Raw genomic sequence first — 16,949 nt, 5'->3', positions numbered from 1 at the left:
CGGAGGGGATATGACAAAACGCAGCGCAGGCCTGACCCTCGACCACGTCTGGATCTTCGCGGCGGTGGCGTTCATCGCCCTGCGCGCCCTGCTGACGCCCATCCCGCCGAATGACTTCTGGTGGCACATGGCCACCGGCCGGCTGATCATAGAGAGCGGGCAGATCCCGACGGTCGACAGCTTCTCGTACACGCGGGCCGGCGAGCCGTTCTACAACCAGAGCTGGCTGGGCCAGCTGCTGATGTATGGGCTCTTCACGCTCGGCGGCGCGCCGCTGCTGATCCTGGCCCAGGCCGCGCTGCTGGCCGGCACCTACGGGCTGCTGCTGCGGCTCTGCCTGCGTCGCACCGGGCTGCTGCGCCTGAGCGTGGCCTTTCTGCTGGTGGCGACGATGCCCGCCTCGTTCGATAACTGGATCGTGCGCCCGCAGACCTACGCGCTGCCCCTGTTTGTGGCCTACCTGTATGTGCTGGATGGGTGGCGGTCTGGGGGTTGGGGGTTGGGGGCAGGTTCGGAGGGCGCAGCAGTCGTCGATCAATCACGGGGTTCTAAGCATGGGGCTTGGGCAACTGCTGCGCCCCTACTCTTGTTGCCGGTGCTGGGGATTATCTGGGTGAACCTGCACGGCTCGTTCGTGCTGGGCGGGGCGCTGATCGGGCTGACCTTTGTGGGCGAGGGGCTGCGCCGCCTCGTGACCGACTGGCGCGAGGCGCGGGCCTGGGCGCGCCGGCCGGTCGGCCGGGCCGAGGATGTGCTGGATCGCCCGCCGCCGCCGTCGCGCCCGCCGCTGCGCCAGCTCTTCCTGGCCGGCGCGCTCACCGGGGCCGCCTGGCTGATCAACCCCGGCGGCCTCCAGGTGATCGGCTATGTGCGCGACCTCCTGGGCAGCTCGGCGGTGACGCAGCTGGTGACAGAGTGGGCGCCGCAGACGGTGCGCGGCGCCGGCGGGGTGGTCTTCTTCATCTTTGTGATGGTCGGGGTGGTGCTGCTTGCCTACGCCCCGCGCCGGCCCGACATGGTGGACATGCTGCTCGCCGGGGCCTTCTTCTGGCTGGCCCTGGGGGCGGTGCGCAACAACATCTGGTTTATCGCCGTGGCCACCCCGCTGCTGGTGGGCCAGCTGGCGAGCTGGGCGCCGCGCGACGAGCGACCGGCCTTCCAGGGCTCCTCGGCGATCAACGCGGCCCTGGCCGGCGTGATCGGCCTGATGCTGCTGCTCGCCCTGCCCTGGGTCAAGCCGAGCCTCGGCCTGCCCCCTGATGTGGGCGATCTGCTCGCGCCCGAGACGCCCGTCGCCGCCGTGGCCTTTCTGGAGGGCGAGCGACCTCCGCCCGAGCGGCTCTTTCACGAGATGAGCTACGGCAGCTATCTGATCTGGGCCGACCCTGGGCAGAAGGTCTGGGCCGACCCGCGGATCGAGCTGTACCCGCTGGGGCAGTGGCTCGACTACCAGCGGCTCTCGGGCGGCCTGGAGGTGGATGATCTGCTGGCGAAGTACCGGATCGACGGGCTGCTGCTGAGCAACGAGACCCAGGAGTCCCTGGTGGAGTACGCGAAGGCGCGCCCGCAGGCGTGGGAGCAGCGCTACGCTGATGAGGAGACGACGTACTTTGTGCGCCGGTAGGGCCTGCGGCCCTAAACCCTATCTGTTTGAATGCGCAAAATGGCCAGCTTCGCTGGCCATTTTGCGCATTCAAACAGATCATTTCAGAGGCATGCAGTCCTCATGCGCACGCGCGCCCTAGCGCGTGTGGACGAGGGCCAGCCACTCGCCCTCGGCGTGGCGCTCGACCTGGCGCAGGCCGACGGCGGCGAAGGCCTCGGCCACGTCGGCCTCTTTGGTGTCGATGATCCCGCTGCTAATAAGATAGCCGCCGGGGATGAGCGCGGCGGCGAGGTCGCTGGCCAGGATCACCAGCACCTTGGCGATGAGATTAGCAGCAATAAGCGCGAACTGAGCTTCAACCTCTGTGCCCTGTCCCCTGTCCCCTGTCCCCTGCTCGCCAAAATCCCCGCTGAGCCAGTGGCCCATGTGCTGGCCGGCGCCAAGGCTGCCCGTTGCCGCCGTGACGATCTGGCCGACATGGTTGGCCTCGACGTTCTCGGCGGCCACCTGGGCGGCCACCGGGTCGTTGTCGAGGGCCAGGACGGGGCCGGCGCCGAGCCTGGCGGCGGCGATCGCCAGGATGCCGCTGCCGGTGCCGATGTCCAGGGTGCGCAGGCCGGGGCGGGCGTAGCGCTCCAGCAGGCGCAGGCAGAGCTGGGTGGTCGGGTGCAGCCCGGTGCCGAAGGCCATGCCGGGGTCGAGGAAGATCGCCACATCGTCGGGCTGCGGCTCGTACTCCAGCCAGGAGGGCACCACCACGGTGCGCTCGCCGACGCGCAGGATGCTGTAGTGCTGCTTCCAGGCGTTGGCCCAGTCCTCCTCCTCCAGCGTGCGGGCCTGGAGCGGGCTCATCGGGCGGATCTGGCCGAAGTGCCAGAGCGCCTGCTCAAGCCGCTGGCGCACATCCTCGGCCTGGGCGTCCAGCGGGATGTAGGTGCGCAGCGTCACCGGGCGGGTCGGGTCGTAGGTGAACTCCGGCCCCTCGTCGCCGGGGGTCCACGCCGGCTCGGCGACGACGCCGCCGTTGTAGCCGTAGCGGGCGAGCAGCTCGGAGACGGACTCGACGGACTCGGTATCGACCTGGACGGAAAGTTCGAGCCAGCTCATATTGATTGCAGATTGCAGATTGCAGATTGCAGATTGCAGCGGAAATCTGCAATCTGCAATCTGCAATCTAGAATTTATAGCGGGTGCCCTGTGGGCCATCCTCAAGGGTGACGCCGAGGTCGGTGAGGCGGGTGCGGACGAGGTCGGCCAGCTCGAACTGCTTGGCCTTGCGCAGGCCGGCCCGCAGCTCGATCAGCAGCTCGATGAAGGGGGCCACGTCCTGGCTCTTGGCGCTCTGCTGGGGGCTGAGGCGCAGGCCGAGGACGCCGGCCAGCTCGCGCAGCTCGGCCTGGCCGGCGGCGAGGGCCGCCCCGCCGACGCCGGCGTCGCGGGCGACGTTGATCGCGCGCACCAGATCGAAGAGCGCGGCCAGGGCGCCGGCCGTGTTGATGTCGCCGTCCATCGCCGCGATGAACGCGGCGCGGGCCGCCCCGGCGCTGTGGGCGAGCGCGTCGGCGGCCGGGCCGCCCTCGGCGGCGCCGACGGCGGGCTGCAGCGCGCCGAGCAGCCGGTCCAGCTTGCGGGCGTTGTCGGCGGCGATGTCGGCGTTGTAGGTGAGCGGGCTGCGGTAGTAGCTGCCGAGCACGATCAGGCGGAAGACGTCGGCGTCATACTGCTTGAGGAAGCTGTCGATGGTGACGACGTTGCCGAGCGACTTGGACATCTTCTCGACCTGGCGGGTCTCCGGGTTGACCAGCTGGAGCATGCCGTTATGCACCCAGAAGCGCGAGAAGCGCTCGCCGGTGAGGCACTCGCTCTGGGCGATCTCGTTCTCGTGGTGCGGGAAGACCAGGTCGTTGCCGCCGCCGTGGATGTCGATCTGTGCGCCGAGGTGTTTCATGCTCATGGCCGAGCACTCGATGTGCCAGCCGGGGCGGCCCTGGCCCCAGGGGCTGGGCCAGGCCGGCTCGCCCTCCTTGGCGGCCTTCCAGAGGGCGAAGTCGGCCGGCGACTCCTTGCGCGGGTCCACCTCGAAGCGGGTGCCGCTGAGCATCTCGCCCAGCGAGCGGCCCGAGAGCTTGCCGTAGCCCGGGTCGCTGGCGACGCGGAAGTAGACATCGCCCTCGGCGGCGTAGGCGTGCCCGCCCGCGATCAGGCTCTCGGTGAAGCCGATGATCTCGCCCATGGTCTGGGTGGCCCGCGGGTAGGCGTCGGCGGGCAGCACATTCAGCCGCTGGAGCTGGGACAGGAACTCATCGGCGTACTGGGCGGCCATCTGGAGCGGGTCGCGGCCGGTGGCGTTGGCGCGGGCGATCACCTTGTCGTCCACATCGGTGAAGTTGACGACGTGGCGCACCTCGTAGCCGCGGAACTCCAGGTAGCGGCGGATGATGTCGAAGACGATCGCCGACATGGCGTGGCCGATGTGCGCGTCGTCGTAGACAGTGACGCCGCAGACGTACATGCGGACCACGTTCGGCTCGATCGTCTCAAGCGGCTCGACCCTGCGGGTCAGGGAGTTGTAGAGTTGGATGGACATAGCTATCCCCGTAAGGGCGCAGCAGCGCGGCGCTGCTACGCCCTTACATAAGAGCCTCAGATCCCGGCGCCGAGATTATACTCCTCGTTGGCCTTGCCAGTTTCATCGAGGGTGCGCCAGAGGCTCGCGGGCAGGGCGTCGTAGGCCAGGTGATGCTCGGCGTGGTGGGTCTGCGTCGTATCCTCCAGGTCGGCGAGGCGATCCTCAAGCTCAAGCACCTTGGCCCGCAGGCCGCGGAGCATCTCGCCCTCGGGGTCGGGCAGATCCTCGATGCGGCGGGTGAGGCCGGTGGCCGGGTCGCGGGTGGCGACGATGCGGGCGGGCACGCCGATGGCGGTGGAGTGGGGCGGCACGTCCTTCACCACCACGGCGCCGCCGCCGATGCGGGCGCCCTTGCCGACGGTGATCGCGCCGAGGACGCTGGCGCCGACGCCGACGACCACATCGTCATCGAGGGTGGGGTGGCGCTTGCCGGACTGCTTGCCGGTGCCGCCGAGGGTGACGCCCTGGTAGAGCATGACCCGGTCGCCGATCTCGGTCGTCTCGCCGATCACCACGCCCATGCCGTGGTCGATGAAGAAGCCGCAGCCGATCGTCGCGCCGGGGTGGATCTCGATGCCGGTCCAGAAGCGGGATGCCTGCGAGATATAGCGGGGCAGGAAGGGGACCCGGCGCTTCCAGATGGCGTGGGCCAGCCGGTGGAGCAGGATGGCGTGGAGTCCGGGGTAGAGCAGCACCTCGGCGAGGCTGTTGGCCGCCGGGTCGTTGCGAAAGATTGCGCGCACATCGTCGCGCAGCGTGCGGATCGCGCTGGAGAGGGACATGAGGTTCTCCTGCTGGGTCGCCGTAAGATATTCGGGCGTGGGGGGCACACGAAGAGAGGGGCGCTGTCATCGACAGCGCCCCTAGCTACAGACGCACCCGAGGCAAGAGAGTGGGGCGGGCCGGATCATGTGGCCCGACCCCGTAGGGTTCGCGGGGGAGCTATTCAGCAGGGCTGGCAGGCGCAGGGGCACTGGTTTCGCTCTTCTCGCTGGTGCTGGCCTTCTCGACCGTATCAGCCTTCTTCTCGGCCGTGTCGGCCGTGTCGGTCTTCTCGGCCTTGGCGGTGTCGCCGACGACGGCGGTGCTGCTGCTACCGCGGCTATCGTTAATGTACCAGCCGGAGCCCTTGAAGACCACGCCGGCGGGCTGGATCACCCGGCGCACCTGGCCCTCCTGGCCGCAGGGGCAGACGGTGAGCGGGTCTTCCTTGAAGCTCTGGAACTTCTCGAACTGATTGCCACAGCTCTTACACGCATAGACGTAGGTCGGCATAACGCTACAACCCTCCCTGAAGGTCGCATCTTACAACGGCTGCTCGCTGCCCTCTATTGTACCTGAAGCAAGTACAGCGCGCAATAAGAGGGATGTTAGAGTTTGCCTCTGGCCTGGCGCGCGGCGCTTATGCTACACTTATCACTATCGACCGCCCCACTCACTGGAGAGCCCTATGACAACGACTGTCGAGATGCCGCCGATCTACCTGGCCGAGGACGAGCGCACGCCCCACCACCTGACCGACGAGCAGATCCGATTCTACGACGAGCACGGCTACCTCATCCTGCGCAGCTGGATACCCGCCGACATGCTTGCGCGGCTCCAGGCCGCCGGACAGGCCTGGATCGCCGACGGCGAGCGCGTCAGCCCCGAGCAGGCCGGCGACGACTACAACTTCGCCCAGCGCCCCGCCGGCCCGGCCCTGTTCCGAGTCAACTACCTGCACAACAAGGGGCAGGCCGCCTCGCTGGAGCTACTCGGCAGCCCGCAGGTCCTCGCCGTCGCCGAGAGCCTCTGCGGGCCGAACTTCGTGCCCACCTACGAGTCCATGGTCTTCAAGCAGGCCGGCGACGGCGAGCGCATCCCCTGGCACCAGGACGCCGTGCAGCCCACGCAGCGCTACCGGATCTTCAACTTCGACCTCTACCTCGACCCGTCGCTGCCGGGTGCCGGCGCCCTGCGCGTGCTGCCCGGCACCCACCGCCAGCGCCAGGATATCTGCGCGCTGACCGACGCCTACGGCTGGGAGCACCCCGACACGGTCGAGGTCGAGATGCACCCCGGCGACGTGCTGCTGCACAATGTGATGGTGGTCCACGGCTCGCCGAGGGTGGAGGGCAAGGGTCTGCGGCGGACGATCTACTACGAGTTTCGTGCGGCGGAGGAGATCATCGCGGACGGGCCGTGGGATCGCGCGTGGATCGCGCGGCGCATGCGCCTGCTGCCGCTGGGCCTGGCTGCCTACGGCCGGGCCTACCCGCAGGCCGAGCCGTTCAGCTGGCGGGCGGACGCCGAGCTGCGCCCGGCGGCGCTCGGCTCCGAGGAGGCCGAGCTGAAGGTGGCCCACGAGGTGCATATGTCGGGCTCCTACTGCAGCGCCGGCGACGCCGGGAGGGAGTAGATCTGATGGGGAAGGGGCCAGCGGAGCTGGCCCCTTCCCCATCGTGCGATCAGCCGATTGGTTTTGGGGTTGACAGATCCGGCTGGTGGGGGCACACTTACGTGTAGATGTGCAAATAATGTGCATACCATACCAGAAATCCTGTGAGCCTCTCAATCCTGCCAACCCGTTCGGCGACGCTGCCGCACTCACCCGCCCGCGCCATCGCCGACTCGCTGGTTGGCCCCGAGCTCCCGCTGAGCTGGGCGCGCGGGGGCGTCGACGCGCCCGCGCTCACCGTGCGACGGCTGCCGCTCTCGCGGCTCAGCTGGGTGGCCTACGCCGACCTGCCGGCGTGCTACAGCTTCGAGCAGCTCTATGGCGACTGGCTCGCGGATCTGCCGGGGGCCATGATCCGCGGCTGCGGCCCGGCCCTCGCCGGCTTCCTCAGCCGCCAGGGCTGGGCCACCGCGCGGGCCGGCGTGGAGGCGCTCGTCGACCTTGATGGCGAGGGCATGCGCCGCCGGGCGGTGACGAAGATGGTCAAGCAGGCCCGCCGCCACGGCGCGGCCCGCGAGATCCCCTGGAGCCAGGAAGGCGCCCGGCTGCTGCGCGCCTTCGCGGCGCGGGCGCGCTACGGGGGGCGCCCCCAGCTGCACGACCTCTTCCGCAGCGAGTTTGTGCCGGGCACCCGGCTCTTTGTCTTCGACCGCGACGACGGCGCATGGCAGGGCGCCATCCTGATCTCGTCGCCCAGCCCGATGGCCGCCGTCACCGAGCTGATGCTGCGCGCGCCCGATGCGCCCGGCGGGGTGATGGAGAGCCTCTTCGTCTTCGCCGGCGCCCAGCTGCGCGAGGAGGGCGTGCGCCGCCTGAGCCTGAACGAGGCGCCCTTCTACCACCTCGACGACAGCGACCTGCGCCCCGGCGAGCGGCTGATCAGCGCGGTCGGCCAGAGCCTGCGCTACGTCTATAACGCCGAGGGCCTGCTGCGCTTCAAGGCGAAGTTCGCCCCCCAGTGGCGGCCGGTCTACCTCTGCGCCCGGCCGCGCCTCTCGCTGCTCGTGCTCGCCGAGCTCTTCGCGGCCTCCGGCTGTCTGCGCCTCGCCCTGGGGTAGGGCCGAAGCATTGGGCGCTGCCGCTTCGCGGCAGCGCCCAATGCTTCGGCCCTACGCCGTCACCACAATCCCCTCGCCCGCAACCACCGCGCCGACCTGCCAGCAGCCCTGGCCGGCGCCCGCGCAGCGGCGCGTCAGCTCTGCGGCGGCGGCGGGCGGCATGGCGAACAGCAGCCCCCCCGAGGTCTGCGGGTCGTGGAAGAGCAGGCGGTAGGCCTCATCCACCCCGTCATCGTAGCGCAGGTAGCCGCCCTCCTCCAGGAACTCGCGGTTGCGGTCGAGCCCGCCGGGGATGAGCCCGGCGCGGGCGTAGGTCAGCGCGCCCTGGAGCAGCGGCAGGTCGGCGATGCGGAAGCGCATGCCCGCCCCGCTGGCCCGGGCGACCTCGGCGGCGTGGCCCAGCAGGCCGAAGCCAGTGATGTCGGTGGCGGCGTGGACCTCCAGGTCGGCGGTGAGCTCGGCGGCCAGCTTGTTCAGCACCAGCATGCTTGCCACGGCCGCCTCCAGGTCCCCGTCGCCGACCTGGTCCCACTTGGCGGCCGAGGTGATCAGGCCGGTGCCGACCGGCTTGGTGAGCAGCAGCGCATCGCCTGGCCGCGCCCCGCCCTTGGTCAGGATCCGGTCCGGGTGGACCAGCCCCGTCACGCTCAAGCCAAACTTCGGCTCGCGGTCGGTGACGGTGTGGCCGCCGGCCAGCACCGCGCCGGCCTCGGCCAGCATATCGGCCCCGCCCTGGAGGATGGCCACGATGATCTCGGGGTCGAGGTCGACGGGGAAGGCTGCCACCGAGAGGGCCGTGATCGGCCGGCCGCCCATGGCGTAGACATCGCTCAGGGCGTTGGCCGCAGCGATAGCCCCGAAGGTGTAGGGGTCGTCCACGATCGGCGGGAAGAAGTCCACCGTCTGCACGAGGGCGGTGGAGTCATCAATTTTGTAGACGGCGGCGTCATCGCCAACATCGAGCCCGACCAGCAGGCTCGGGCTCGTCGGCAGACGCAGCGCGCTGAGGACGGCGGATAGGGCGCCCGGCCCCATCTTCGACGCTCAGCCTGCGCAGGCCGCCATGCTCGTGAGCCGAACACGCGCGCGCTGATCCATGCGATCTCTCCAGGGTACAGGGTACAGGGTACAGGGTACAGGGTACAGGGTACAGGTCGAGAACATTACTCCCTATTGTACCATCAGTATCTCAGTGTCTCAGCCCCTCAGCCTCTCAGTGCTCTATGGTACAATATCGCCATACCATCAGGCATCAGCCTGTGCCCTGTACCTTGTATCCTGTACGCTCATCTGTACCCTCATACGGAGGTTTCTATGAAGCAGGTAATTGGCGCGATCACGTTCCTCTTCGGGCTCATGGTCGGCCTGATCGGCGGCGCGGCGCTGCTGGCCTACGCCTATCAGATGGCCGGCCTCTACCCGCCCGATGACGCCACGATCAAGTTCATCGCCCGCGAGCGCGGCTGGCTGCGCGATGATGTGTAGGTGAGGTTTTTGGGGAGGGCCGGCCCTCCCCAAAACCTTTTATAGCGACAACAAAGCTGCACAAGGAGGTGCCAGGATGGACAAGCCCTGGTTTTCATTTTATGACAAGGGCGTGCCACGCACGATTAGCTACCAGAACCTGACCCTCAGCGATCTGCTCGCCAAGGCCGCGCGCACATTCCCCGAGAACATCGCGACAAACTTCGTCCTGCGCTATATGCTTGGCGGCCGCCTGACGATCGGCGGTACGTCCAGCTACCGCAAGCTGAACGAGCAGGTCGATCGCATGGCCACGGCGCTCTACCAGCTCGGCGTGCGCAAGGGCGACCGCATCGCGGTGATGCTGCCCAACTCCCCGCACTATGTGATCACCTTCTTCGCCGCCATCCGCCTCGGCGCGGTCGTCGTCAACACCAACCCCACCTACACCAGCCGCGAGCTGCAGCACCAGCTGAACGACAGCGGCGCCGAGACGATCGTCCTCCTGAACCTGTTCTGGCCGCGGCTGCGCGAGATCCGCCCCGACACCAACGTCAAGCGGGTGATCGTCGCCCACGTCTTCGACACCCTCGGCTTCCCCTCGAACCTGCTGGTCAAGAGCTCCCAGAAGAAGACCCCCGAGTGGGTCGAGGTGCGCCCCGAGCAGGACACCTTCTTCTTTGGGCACCTGCTGGAGAAGTACGGCCCCACCCCGCCGCGGGTCAATGTGGATATGGATGATGTGGCCCTGTTCCAATACACCGGCGGCACCACCGGCCTGCCCAAGGCCGCCATGCTCACCCACCGCAACCTGCTGGCCAACGTCCAGCAGATCGACGCGTGGCTGCCGGACGGGCGGCCCGGCCAGGAGAAGATGATGGCCGCCATCCCCTTCTTCCACGTCTACGGGATGACGGTGGCCATGCTCTACAGCGTCTTTATGGGCGCCGAGATCATCATCGTGCCCAACCCGCGCCCGATCGACAATGTGATGACGGTCATGCAGAAGGAGCGGACAACGCTCTTCCCTGGCGTGCCGGCCATGTATATCGGCATCATCAACCACCCCAAGGTCAACGAGTACGACCTGCGCAGCATCAAGGCCTGTATCTCCGGCTCGGCCCCGCTGCCCATGGAGGTGCAGGAGCGCTTCGGCGAGCTCACCGGCGGGCGGCTGGTCGAGGGCTTCGGCATGACCGAGTGCAGCCCGGTGGCCCTGGTCAACCCGGTCTACGGCACCCGCAAGGCCGGCAGCATCGGCGTCCCGGTGCCCGACACCGAGGCGAAGATCATCGACCTGGAGACGGGCGCCGAGCTGCCGATCGGCGGCGAGGGGCAGGGCGAGCTGTGCGTGCGCGGCCCCCAGGTGATGAAGGGCTACTGGAACCAGCCCGAGGAGACGGCCGGCACGGTGGACGCCGACGGCTGGCTGCACACCGGCGATATCTGTAAGTCGGACAGCGACGGCTACTTCTACGTCGTCGACCGCAAGAAGGACATGATCATCGCCAGCGGCTTCAAGGTGCTCCCGCGCGATGTCGAGGAGGTGCTGTTCATGCACCCCAAGGTGATGGAGGCGGTGGTGGTGGGCGTGCCGCACCCGGCCCGCGGCGACGACACGGTGAAGGCCTTTGTGGTGGTCAAGGACGGCGAGAGCCCCACCGCCGAGGAGATCCGCGCGTTCTGCAAGCTGCACCTGGCGCCCTACAAGGTGCCCCGCGAGGTCGAGTTCCGCACGGAGCTGCCCAAGACGATGATCGGCAAGGTGCTGCGCCGCGTCCTCGTCGATGAGGAGAAGGCCAAGCAGAAGGCGGCGGTCAGCGCATAGGAGCGTGACGGGTCGTAAGGGCGCAGCAGCGCGGCGCTGCTGCGCCCTTACTTCACCCGCACCACCTGCACATTCGTGTCCCCGGCGAGGAAGCTGAGCGCGGTGGCGACGAGCGAGATCACCAGGCCGCCGAAGAAGGCCGGCCAGAAGCCGTAGACGTGGAACTGGATGCCGAGCTGGTCGGCCAGGGCCGAGGTGATGCCGAGCATGACGGCGTTGATCACCAGGCCGAAGAGCCCCAGGGTGAGCAGCACCAGTGGGCAGGTGAGCAGGTAGATCAGCGGGCGCAGCAGGGCGTTGAGCAGGCCGAAGACCAGGGCCACCACGCCGATCTGCCAGCCCGGCCCGCTGAACTCGATCCCCGGCACCAGCCAGGTCGCGGCGAAGATCGCCAGGCTGCTGATCAGCCAGCGCAGCAGCAGCCGCTGCCAGGGCGGGCGGTTGTCTGTGGGGATCACAGGTTGGTTTTGCATAGGTACCTCCCGGTGGGGGTGTGGGGGCGGCCTCGCCGCCCCCACGTTCTTTTTTTGCTGGGATTGGGCGGCGTAGCCGCCCAATCCCAGCAAAAAGCAGGTCTGGGGAGCAGCCCCAGGATCGTTGTGTCAGCGCTGTGCCGGGGCCAAATAGGCGGCCCCGCTCATTTCTATGATACTATATGCCGCCGGTTCGGCTTACGCCTGGCTGGCGGCATTTCGTTTGGAGGAGCGGCCCCGATATGGCAACAAACACCCAGTCCCTCTTCGCCCAGGTGGCGCGCAGCGCCGAGGCCGACGGCAAGGCGCACTACTTCCGCCTGCACCGCCACCGCTTCGCCGCCATGCTGCGGGCTATTACCGCGCCGCCCGGCGCCAGCGTGCTGGAGGTGGGCGTCACCCCCGGCCACTTCACCGAGCTGCTCGTCCAGTCCGGCTACAAGGTGAGCGGGGCCGACCTGGACCCCTTCACGCGCAGGGCGCTCTGGGAGCGGCTGGGCGTCGAGGTGCGCCAGGTACACCTGGAGCGCGAGGCCCTGCCCTTCGACGACGATTCGTTCGAGCAGGTGGTCTTCTCCGAGGTGATCGAGCACCTGGTCTACTCGCCGCTGCCGGTGCTGCGCGAGTTCCGCCGCGTGCTGCGGCCGGGCGGGCGGCTGCTGATCACCACGCCCAACGAGCTCTACTTCAAGAGCCGGGCGCGCGGCATCCTGCGCATGCTGCTCTGGCAGAGCCTGCTCACCCGCGACGAGTTCCGCCACCAGATGCGGCTGGAGGGCGAGCAGCGCTACACCACCCATAGCCGCACCTACACCATGGGCGAGCTGAGCTGGCTGGTCGAGCAGGCCGGCTTCCGCGTGGTTGCCCGCCAGTACGAGGCGCCATGGGAGAAGGTCGGCCTGGAGGCCGGGCGGCTGCGCACGCACCCGCTGCGCGTGCTGGTCAAGGGCGCCTTCTACGCCCTCACCACGGCCATCCCGCCCACCCGCTCGATGCTGCTGGTGGTCGGGGAAAGGTAAAAGGTAAAAGGGGACAGGTAAAAGGCGCGAGTGAAGAGTTTTTACCTTTTGCCTTTTGCCTTTTACCTTTATAATGATACGGGGGCCGCTAGCTCAACGGTCAGAGCAATCGGCTCATAACCGAATGGTTCTGGGTTCGAATCCCGGGCGGCCCACCAACAAGATTGCAGATTGTATGATTGCAGATTGCAGATTGGCGGCTCCAGCTCAATCTGCAATCTGCAATCTGCAATCTGCAATTGTGATCGGCGGCGGCCTCGCCGGCCTCACTGCGGCGCTGAGCCTGGCCGAGGCCGGGGCGCGCCCGCTGCTGCTGGAGGCCGACGCGCGGCTGGGCGGCCGGCTCGCCGGCGGCGACACGGTCTCGCTGGAGCATGGCGGGCGCAGCTGGCGGTTCACCGCCGAGCACGGCATCCACGGGCTGTGGGGGCAGTACCATAACCTGCGGGCCACCCTGGCCCGCCACGGCATCGCCGCAGATCGGGTGCCGGCCCTGCGCGAGGACTGGGTCCACGCCGAGGGCGGGCGGGTGCTGCGCGCCGAGGCCGGCAGCGCCGTGCGCCGCAGCCTCTTCCCCGCGCCCCTGCACTACCTCGGCCTGCTGCTGCGCCCCTCCTTCCTGCGCATGCTCACCCTCGCCGATCTCATCGGCCTGCCCCGGGTGGCCGGCAGCCTCTACCTGGCCCTGGCCTACGACCCGCTGATGGAGGAGATCGACTTCGGCGAGCGCAGTGTGGCAGGCCTCTTCGACGGCTGGCCCGTCCGCCTGCGCGCCTTCGTCTCGGCCCTGATGCGCAGCGGCCTGGCCGCCCGCCCCGAGGAGGTGCCCCTGGCCGGGTTCCTGGCCTTCCTGCGCTTCTACACCATGCTCCGGCGCGACTCCTGGGCCTTCGACTATCTGCCGGCCGACTCGGGCGCGGCGGTGATCGACCCGCTCGCCGCCGCGATCACGGCCCACGGCGGGGCGATCCGCGCCGGCGCGACGGCCACGTGCGTCGAGCGCACGCCCGGCGGCTGGCGCGTCCGCTGGGGCGAGGGCGAGGCCGCGCACGCCGCCGAGGCGCCCCAGGTCGTGCTGGCCCTCGACGCCCAGGCCGCCCGCCGCCTGCTCGCCGCCAGCCCCGACACCGCCGCGCGCGCCGCCGACATGGTCTGGCCCGCCGGCTTGGAGACGGGCGTGGTGCGGCTCTGGTTCGCGCGCGCGCCGCGCAGCAGCGCCGAGTCGGGCATCTGTAGCGGCGAGATGACGATCGACAACTTCTTCTGGCTCCAGCGCTTCCAGCGCGACGCGGCGGCGTGGCACGCGGCCACCGGCGGGGCGGTGGTCGAGGCCCACATCTACGGGCCGCCCGAGGTGCTGGCCCAGCCCGACGCGGCCCTGATCGCCCGCGCCGCCGCCGACATCCAGCGCGCGCACCCCGAGCTGCGCGGCCAGCTCATCCACCAGACCGTCCGGCGCAACCCGCCCAGCCACACCCGCTTCGGGGCCAGCGGCGGGCCGCGCCACCTGGCCGTGGCCAGCCCCTGGCCCGACATCTCCTGCTGCGGCGACTGGGTGGCCTACCCGCACCCGGCCCTCTTCCTGGAGCGGGCCTGCGTCACCGGGGTGGCCGCCGCCGCCCGCGCGCTGGGCGAGCTCGGACTGCCCGCGCCCGCCGTCATCCCGGCGACCCCGCCCGAGCCGCTGGCCCGCGGGCTGGAGCGGGCGCTGCGCGGGGTGAGGAGGATGGTGCGGAAGCGATGACCCGGCCCACGATCTCCGCCGTCATCCCCACCTGGGGCGCCCTGCGCTTCCTGCCGGCATGCCTGAGCGCCCTGCGCGCCCAGCTTCAGCCTCAGGACGAGATCGTCCTGGTGGATAACGCCTCGCGCGACCATGCGGGCGACTGGGCGCGCCGATACGCCCCCGACGTGCGCGTGATCAGCCTGCCCGCGAACCTGGGATTCGCCGGGGGCACCAACGCCGGCATCCGCGCCGCGCGGGGCGAGCTGCTGCTGCTGATCAACGACGACGCCATGGCCGAGCCGGGCTGCGTGGGCGCGCTCTGGGCGGCCCTGCGCGAGAGCCCGCGGGCGGGGGCCGCCGCCGGGGCGCTGGTCTTCAGCCGCCGGCCCGAGGTCGTCGCCTCGGCGGGGATTATCTTCCAGGGCGACGGGGTGGCCACCGACCTGCACCTGGGCACGCCGGTGGCGCAGATGCCGGCCGAGCCGGTGGAGATCTTCGGGGCCAGCGGCGGGCTGGCCCTGCTGCGCCGCGCGATGCTGGACGACGTGGGCGTCTTCGCGGGCGAGTTCTTCAGCTACCTGGAGGACGCCGACCTGGCCTGGCGGGCGCGGCTGCGCGGCTGGGGCGCGGTGCTGGCCCCGGGGGCGCGGGCGCGCCACGTCTACTCGGCCACGGGCGGCCAGGGCAGCCCCTTCAAGCAGCGGCTGCTCGGGCGCAACCGGCTGCGCCTGATCGTGCGCTGCCTGCCTACGCCCATCCTGCGCGGCTGCCTGCCGGCCACCCTGCGCTACGACCTGCTGGCGGCGGCGTACGGGCTGCTGCGGGGCCAGCCGGCCATCGTCGCCGGGCGGCTGGAGGCCGTGCGCGAGCTGCCCGCGCTCCTCGCCCAGCGCCGGCAGATCCAGGCGGCCCGCACGACGCCGATCGGCGAGCTGGCCGCCTGGGTCGAGCCGGCCCCCGCGCCCCTGGCCGCCCTGCGCACGCAGCGTCGGCTGGCGGCCCTGCTCCAGGCGTATGGGTGAGGGTATGGGAGCGCTTCGCGCGCCCACACCCTCACTGTTTTTTGGCCTGCGCCGCCCCCCGCGCGCCTCATGGCGGTTGAAAGTTGCAGCCCCTTAACTAAAAGGGAAGAAACCAGGCAAATCTCCTCAGCCGTTTCTAATGACAGCAGGCTACACTCTTTACGTACACCCTGCGGTGGCGAGAACTCCCCCCCTCTCCCCACGTCGCCGCAGGGTGTTGCATTACTCCCCGGCCTTGAGCTGGCGCACGGTCTCGGCGTCGAGGCGGCGGATCAGGGCGGCGAGCAGATCCACCGACTGGTCGAAGTCGCGCCGATGCATGATCGCCGTGTGGGTGTGGATGTAGCGCACGGCGATGCCGAGCACGATCGAGGGCACCCCGCCGCCGAAGATATGCATGCGCCCGGCGTCGGTGCCGCCGCCCGGCATCTTGTCGAACTGGACGGGGATGCCCTCGGCCTCAGCCACATCGAGCAGCAGGTTGCGCAGGCCGGTGTGCGCGATCATCGAGCCGTCGTAGATCAGCAGCACCGGGCCGCCGCCAACCTTGCCCGCCGCCTCATCCGGCCCGACGCCCGGCATATCCCCGGCGATGCCCGTGTCCAGGGCGATGCCGATGTCGGGGGCGATCAGGTTGGTGGTGGTGGCCGCCCCGCGCAGGCCGACCTCCTCCTGCACCGTGCCGACGCCGTAGACCACGTTCGGGTGGCCGCCCTCGCCCAGCCGGCGCAGCGTCTCGATCACCAGCGCGCAGCCGAAGCGGTTGTCCCAGGCCTTGGCCATGAGCATGTCGGGGTTGCGCATCTGGGCGAAGGGGCCGACCGGGACCACCGCGTCGCCCGGCCGCACGCCCCAGGACTCGGCCTCGGCCCGCGACGAGGCGCCGATGTCGATAAACATCGTCTTGCGGTCCACCACCTTGTTGCGCTCCTCGGGCGAGAGGATGTGCGGCGGCTTGGAGCCGATCAGGCCGATCAGCGGCCCCTGGCGCGTGTAGACCTCGACCCGCTGCGCGAGCATGACCTGCTCCCACCAGCCGCCGAGGGTCTGGAACTTCAGGAAGCCCTCGTCGGTGATGCGGGTGACCATAAAGCCGATCTCGTCGAGGTGGCCGGCGATCATCACCTTCGGCCCCTCAGCGGCGCCGGCCTTGCGGCCGATCACGCTGCCGAGGTTATCGACCATGATCTCGCTGAGCGGCTCAAGGTAGCGGCGCATCACCCGGCGAACGGCGCTCTCCTGGCCCGGCACGCCGGGCGCCTCGGCCAGATCTTTGAGCATGGTCAGGGTCTCGTCCATAGGGCCTCCTGTTGGGACGCATCGCGCTGCGCCCTTACGGCAGCGCGCTACGCCCGTATATCATATCTGCGCGCGCACCCACTGCTCGGCCTGCTCGCGCGTCTGGATCTCGCCATCGAGGTAGGCGGCGCGAAGGGAGGCCAGCGCCCTGCCGATCGCCGGCCCGGGGGCGACGCCGAGCCGCTGGAGGTCGCGCCCATCCAGAGGCGGCCGAGCCGGCCGGATCTCGCCCTGATAGCGCGCCGCGAGCTGCCCGGGCGATCCTGCCTCCGCGTAGTGTAGCACACGGATTGTCGCCTCACCGTATGGCCGCAGCAGCAGGTCGATCTGGCTGGGCGGCGTGGCGGCGCTGAGCGTGCGGGCCGCCGCGCGCGCGCCCGGCAGCTCG

At 69.6% G+C, this 16,949-nt stretch carries 15 protein-coding genes, 1 tRNA gene and 1 pseudogene; 9 read left to right on the top strand and 8 right to left on the bottom strand.

All coding sequences use genetic code 11. The features are described from left to right. The first annotated feature begins 10 nt into the window (after window positions 1-10). Window positions 11-1,624, top strand: a complete 1,614-nt coding sequence (locus K2Z83_RS21855) for a hypothetical protein (RefSeq protein ID WP_220597302.1) — start codon at window positions 11-13, stop codon at window positions 1,622-1,624. A 117-nt stretch (window positions 1,625-1,741) separates the two neighbouring features. Here the strand turns inward: K2Z83_RS21855 and K2Z83_RS21850 are convergent, their stop codons facing one another. The 4 genes from K2Z83_RS21850 to K2Z83_RS21835 form a co-directional block, all read right to left on the bottom strand. Then, entirely contained in the window at window positions 1,742-2,713 is a 972-nt protein-coding gene (locus K2Z83_RS21850; RefSeq protein WP_220597328.1) for a 50S ribosomal protein L11 methyltransferase, read from the bottom strand. A 67-nt stretch (window positions 2,714-2,780) separates the two neighbouring features. Further along, the gene (cysS, locus tag K2Z83_RS21845; RefSeq protein ID WP_220597301.1) at window positions 2,781-4,193 is read right to left on the bottom strand and encodes a cysteine--tRNA ligase; all 1,413 of its coding nucleotides are present in this window, start codon (window positions 4,191-4,193) and stop codon (window positions 2,781-2,783) included. A gap of 56 nt (window positions 4,194-4,249) precedes the next feature. After that, window positions 4,250-5,017 carry a serine O-acetyltransferase EpsC gene (gene epsC, locus K2Z83_RS21840; RefSeq protein ID WP_220597300.1) on the bottom strand — a complete coding sequence of 256 codons (768 nt, stop codon included), beginning with the start codon at window positions 5,015-5,017 and terminating at the stop codon, window positions 4,250-4,252. A gap of 160 nt (window positions 5,018-5,177) precedes the next feature. Then, window positions 5,178-5,510 carry an FmdB family zinc ribbon protein gene (locus K2Z83_RS21835; protein WP_220597299.1) on the bottom strand — a complete coding sequence of 111 codons (333 nt, stop codon included), beginning with the start codon at window positions 5,508-5,510 and terminating at the stop codon, window positions 5,178-5,180. Window positions 5,511-5,685: 175 nt separating this feature from the next. Between K2Z83_RS21835 and K2Z83_RS21830 the strand changes: the two genes are divergently transcribed. Both K2Z83_RS21830 and K2Z83_RS21825 read left to right on the top strand, forming a co-directional pair. After that, on the top strand, window positions 5,686-6,633 hold the full coding sequence (locus K2Z83_RS21830) for a phytanoyl-CoA dioxygenase family protein (RefSeq protein ID WP_220597298.1): 948 nt from the start codon (window positions 5,686-5,688) through the stop codon (window positions 6,631-6,633). Between the two features lie 143 nt (window positions 6,634-6,776). Next, entirely contained in the window at window positions 6,777-7,730 is a 954-nt protein-coding gene (locus K2Z83_RS21825) for a phosphatidylglycerol lysyltransferase domain-containing protein (RefSeq protein ID WP_370650252.1), read from the top strand. Between the two features lie 51 nt (window positions 7,731-7,781). Here the strand turns inward: K2Z83_RS21825 and selD are convergent, their stop codons facing one another. Continuing rightward, window positions 7,782-8,828, bottom strand: coding sequence for a selenide, water dikinase SelD (gene selD / locus K2Z83_RS21820; protein WP_255604397.1), 1,047 nt, complete (start codon window positions 8,826-8,828; stop codon window positions 7,782-7,784). Window positions 8,829-9,044: 216 nt separating this feature from the next. Between selD and K2Z83_RS21815 the strand changes: the two genes are divergently transcribed. After that, window positions 9,045-9,215, top strand: coding sequence for a hypothetical protein (locus K2Z83_RS21815; protein ID WP_220597296.1), 171 nt, complete (start codon window positions 9,045-9,047; stop codon window positions 9,213-9,215). A gap of 76 nt (window positions 9,216-9,291) precedes the next feature. Next, on the top strand, window positions 9,292-11,022 hold the full coding sequence (locus tag K2Z83_RS21810) for a long-chain fatty acid--CoA ligase (protein WP_220597295.1): 1,731 nt from the start codon (window positions 9,292-9,294) through the stop codon (window positions 11,020-11,022). A 47-nt stretch (window positions 11,023-11,069) separates the two neighbouring features. On the opposite strand, the gene K2Z83_RS21805 is transcribed toward K2Z83_RS21810, so the two are convergent. Then, on the bottom strand, window positions 11,070-11,495 hold the full coding sequence (locus tag K2Z83_RS21805) for a phage holin family protein (protein WP_220597294.1): 426 nt from the start codon (window positions 11,493-11,495) through the stop codon (window positions 11,070-11,072). A gap of 242 nt (window positions 11,496-11,737) precedes the next feature. Here K2Z83_RS21805 and K2Z83_RS21800 point away from each other — a divergent pair, with 242 nt between their 5' ends. The 4 genes from K2Z83_RS21800 to K2Z83_RS21785 all read left to right on the top strand — a co-directional run bounded on the left by K2Z83_RS21800 (window position 11,738) and on the right by K2Z83_RS21785 (window position 15,262). Then, entirely contained in the window at window positions 11,738-12,514 is a 777-nt protein-coding gene (locus K2Z83_RS21800) for a class I SAM-dependent methyltransferase (protein WP_220597293.1), read from the top strand. An 82-nt stretch (window positions 12,515-12,596) separates the two neighbouring features. After that, window positions 12,597-12,672 (top strand) — tRNA-Ile (locus K2Z83_RS21795). Continuing rightward, window positions 12,639-14,258 (top strand): FAD-dependent oxidoreductase, encoded by a 1,620-nt coding sequence (locus K2Z83_RS21790; RefSeq protein ID WP_220597292.1) that lies wholly within the window; start codon window positions 12,639-12,641, stop codon window positions 14,256-14,258. The genes K2Z83_RS21795 and K2Z83_RS21790 overlap by 34 nt, the downstream gene beginning before the upstream one ends. Further along, entirely contained in the window at window positions 14,255-15,262 is a 1,008-nt protein-coding gene (locus K2Z83_RS21785; protein ID WP_220597291.1) for a glycosyltransferase family 2 protein, read from the top strand. The genes K2Z83_RS21790 and K2Z83_RS21785 overlap by 4 nt, the downstream gene beginning before the upstream one ends. A gap of 222 nt (window positions 15,263-15,484) precedes the next feature. Here the strand turns inward: K2Z83_RS21785 and K2Z83_RS21780 are convergent, their stop codons facing one another. Together K2Z83_RS21780 and K2Z83_RS21775 are read right to left on the bottom strand one after the other, a co-directional pair. Continuing rightward, a complete protein-coding gene (locus K2Z83_RS21780) occupies window positions 15,485-16,561 on the bottom strand; it encodes a M42 family metallopeptidase (RefSeq protein ID WP_220597290.1) in 1,077 nt (358 codons plus the stop codon). A 60-nt stretch (window positions 16,562-16,621) separates the two neighbouring features. Continuing rightward, a pseudogene (locus tag K2Z83_RS21775) lies at window positions 16,622-16,949 on the bottom strand (CCA tRNA nucleotidyltransferase); the annotation flags it as partial.

Origin of the sequence: Oscillochloris sp. ZM17-4, from assembly GCF_019599295.1 — a bacterium.
In the GTDB taxonomy this organism is placed as follows: Bacteria; Chloroflexota; Chloroflexia; order Chloroflexales; family Chloroflexaceae; genus Oscillochloris.
The sequence above is the reverse complement of the archived record's forward strand: the minus strand, read 5'-3'. Positions and strand labels throughout refer to the sequence as shown.

Bases quoted from the DNA above. Each gene is read 5' to 3' on its own strand.
- K2Z83_RS21790 (WP_220597292.1), top strand. From the start codon at position 12,639: ATGGTTCTGGGTTCGAATCCCGGGCGGCCCACCAACAAGATTGCAGAT.
- cysS (WP_220597301.1), bottom strand. From the start codon at position 4,193: ATGTCCATCCAACTCTACAACTCCCTGACCCGCAGGGTCGAGCCGCTT.
- K2Z83_RS21785 (WP_220597291.1), top strand. From the start codon at position 14,255: ATGACCCGGCCCACGATCTCCGCCGTCATCCCCACCTGGGGCGCCCTG.
- K2Z83_RS21835 (WP_220597299.1), bottom strand. From the start codon at position 5,510: ATGCCGACCTACGTCTATGCGTGTAAGAGCTGTGGCAATCAGTTCGAG.
- K2Z83_RS21800 (WP_220597293.1), top strand. From the start codon at position 11,738: ATGGCAACAAACACCCAGTCCCTCTTCGCCCAGGTGGCGCGCAGCGCC.
- K2Z83_RS21810 (WP_220597295.1), top strand. From the start codon at position 9,292: ATGGACAAGCCCTGGTTTTCATTTTATGACAAGGGCGTGCCACGCACG.
- K2Z83_RS21780 (WP_220597290.1), bottom strand. From the start codon at position 16,561: ATGGACGAGACCCTGACCATGCTCAAAGATCTGGCCGAGGCGCCCGGC.
- K2Z83_RS21830 (WP_220597298.1), top strand. From the start codon at position 5,686: ATGACAACGACTGTCGAGATGCCGCCGATCTACCTGGCCGAGGACGAG.
- K2Z83_RS21815 (WP_220597296.1), top strand. From the start codon at position 9,045: ATGAAGCAGGTAATTGGCGCGATCACGTTCCTCTTCGGGCTCATGGTC.
- K2Z83_RS21805 (WP_220597294.1), bottom strand. From the start codon at position 11,495: ATGCAAAACCAACCTGTGATCCCCACAGACAACCGCCCGCCCTGGCAG.
- epsC (WP_220597300.1), bottom strand. From the start codon at position 5,017: ATGTCCCTCTCCAGCGCGATCCGCACGCTGCGCGACGATGTGCGCGCA.
- K2Z83_RS21855 (WP_220597302.1), top strand. From the start codon at position 11: ATGACAAAACGCAGCGCAGGCCTGACCCTCGACCACGTCTGGATCTTC.
- K2Z83_RS21850 (WP_220597328.1), bottom strand. From the start codon at position 2,713: ATGAGCTGGCTCGAACTTTCCGTCCAGGTCGATACCGAGTCCGTCGAG.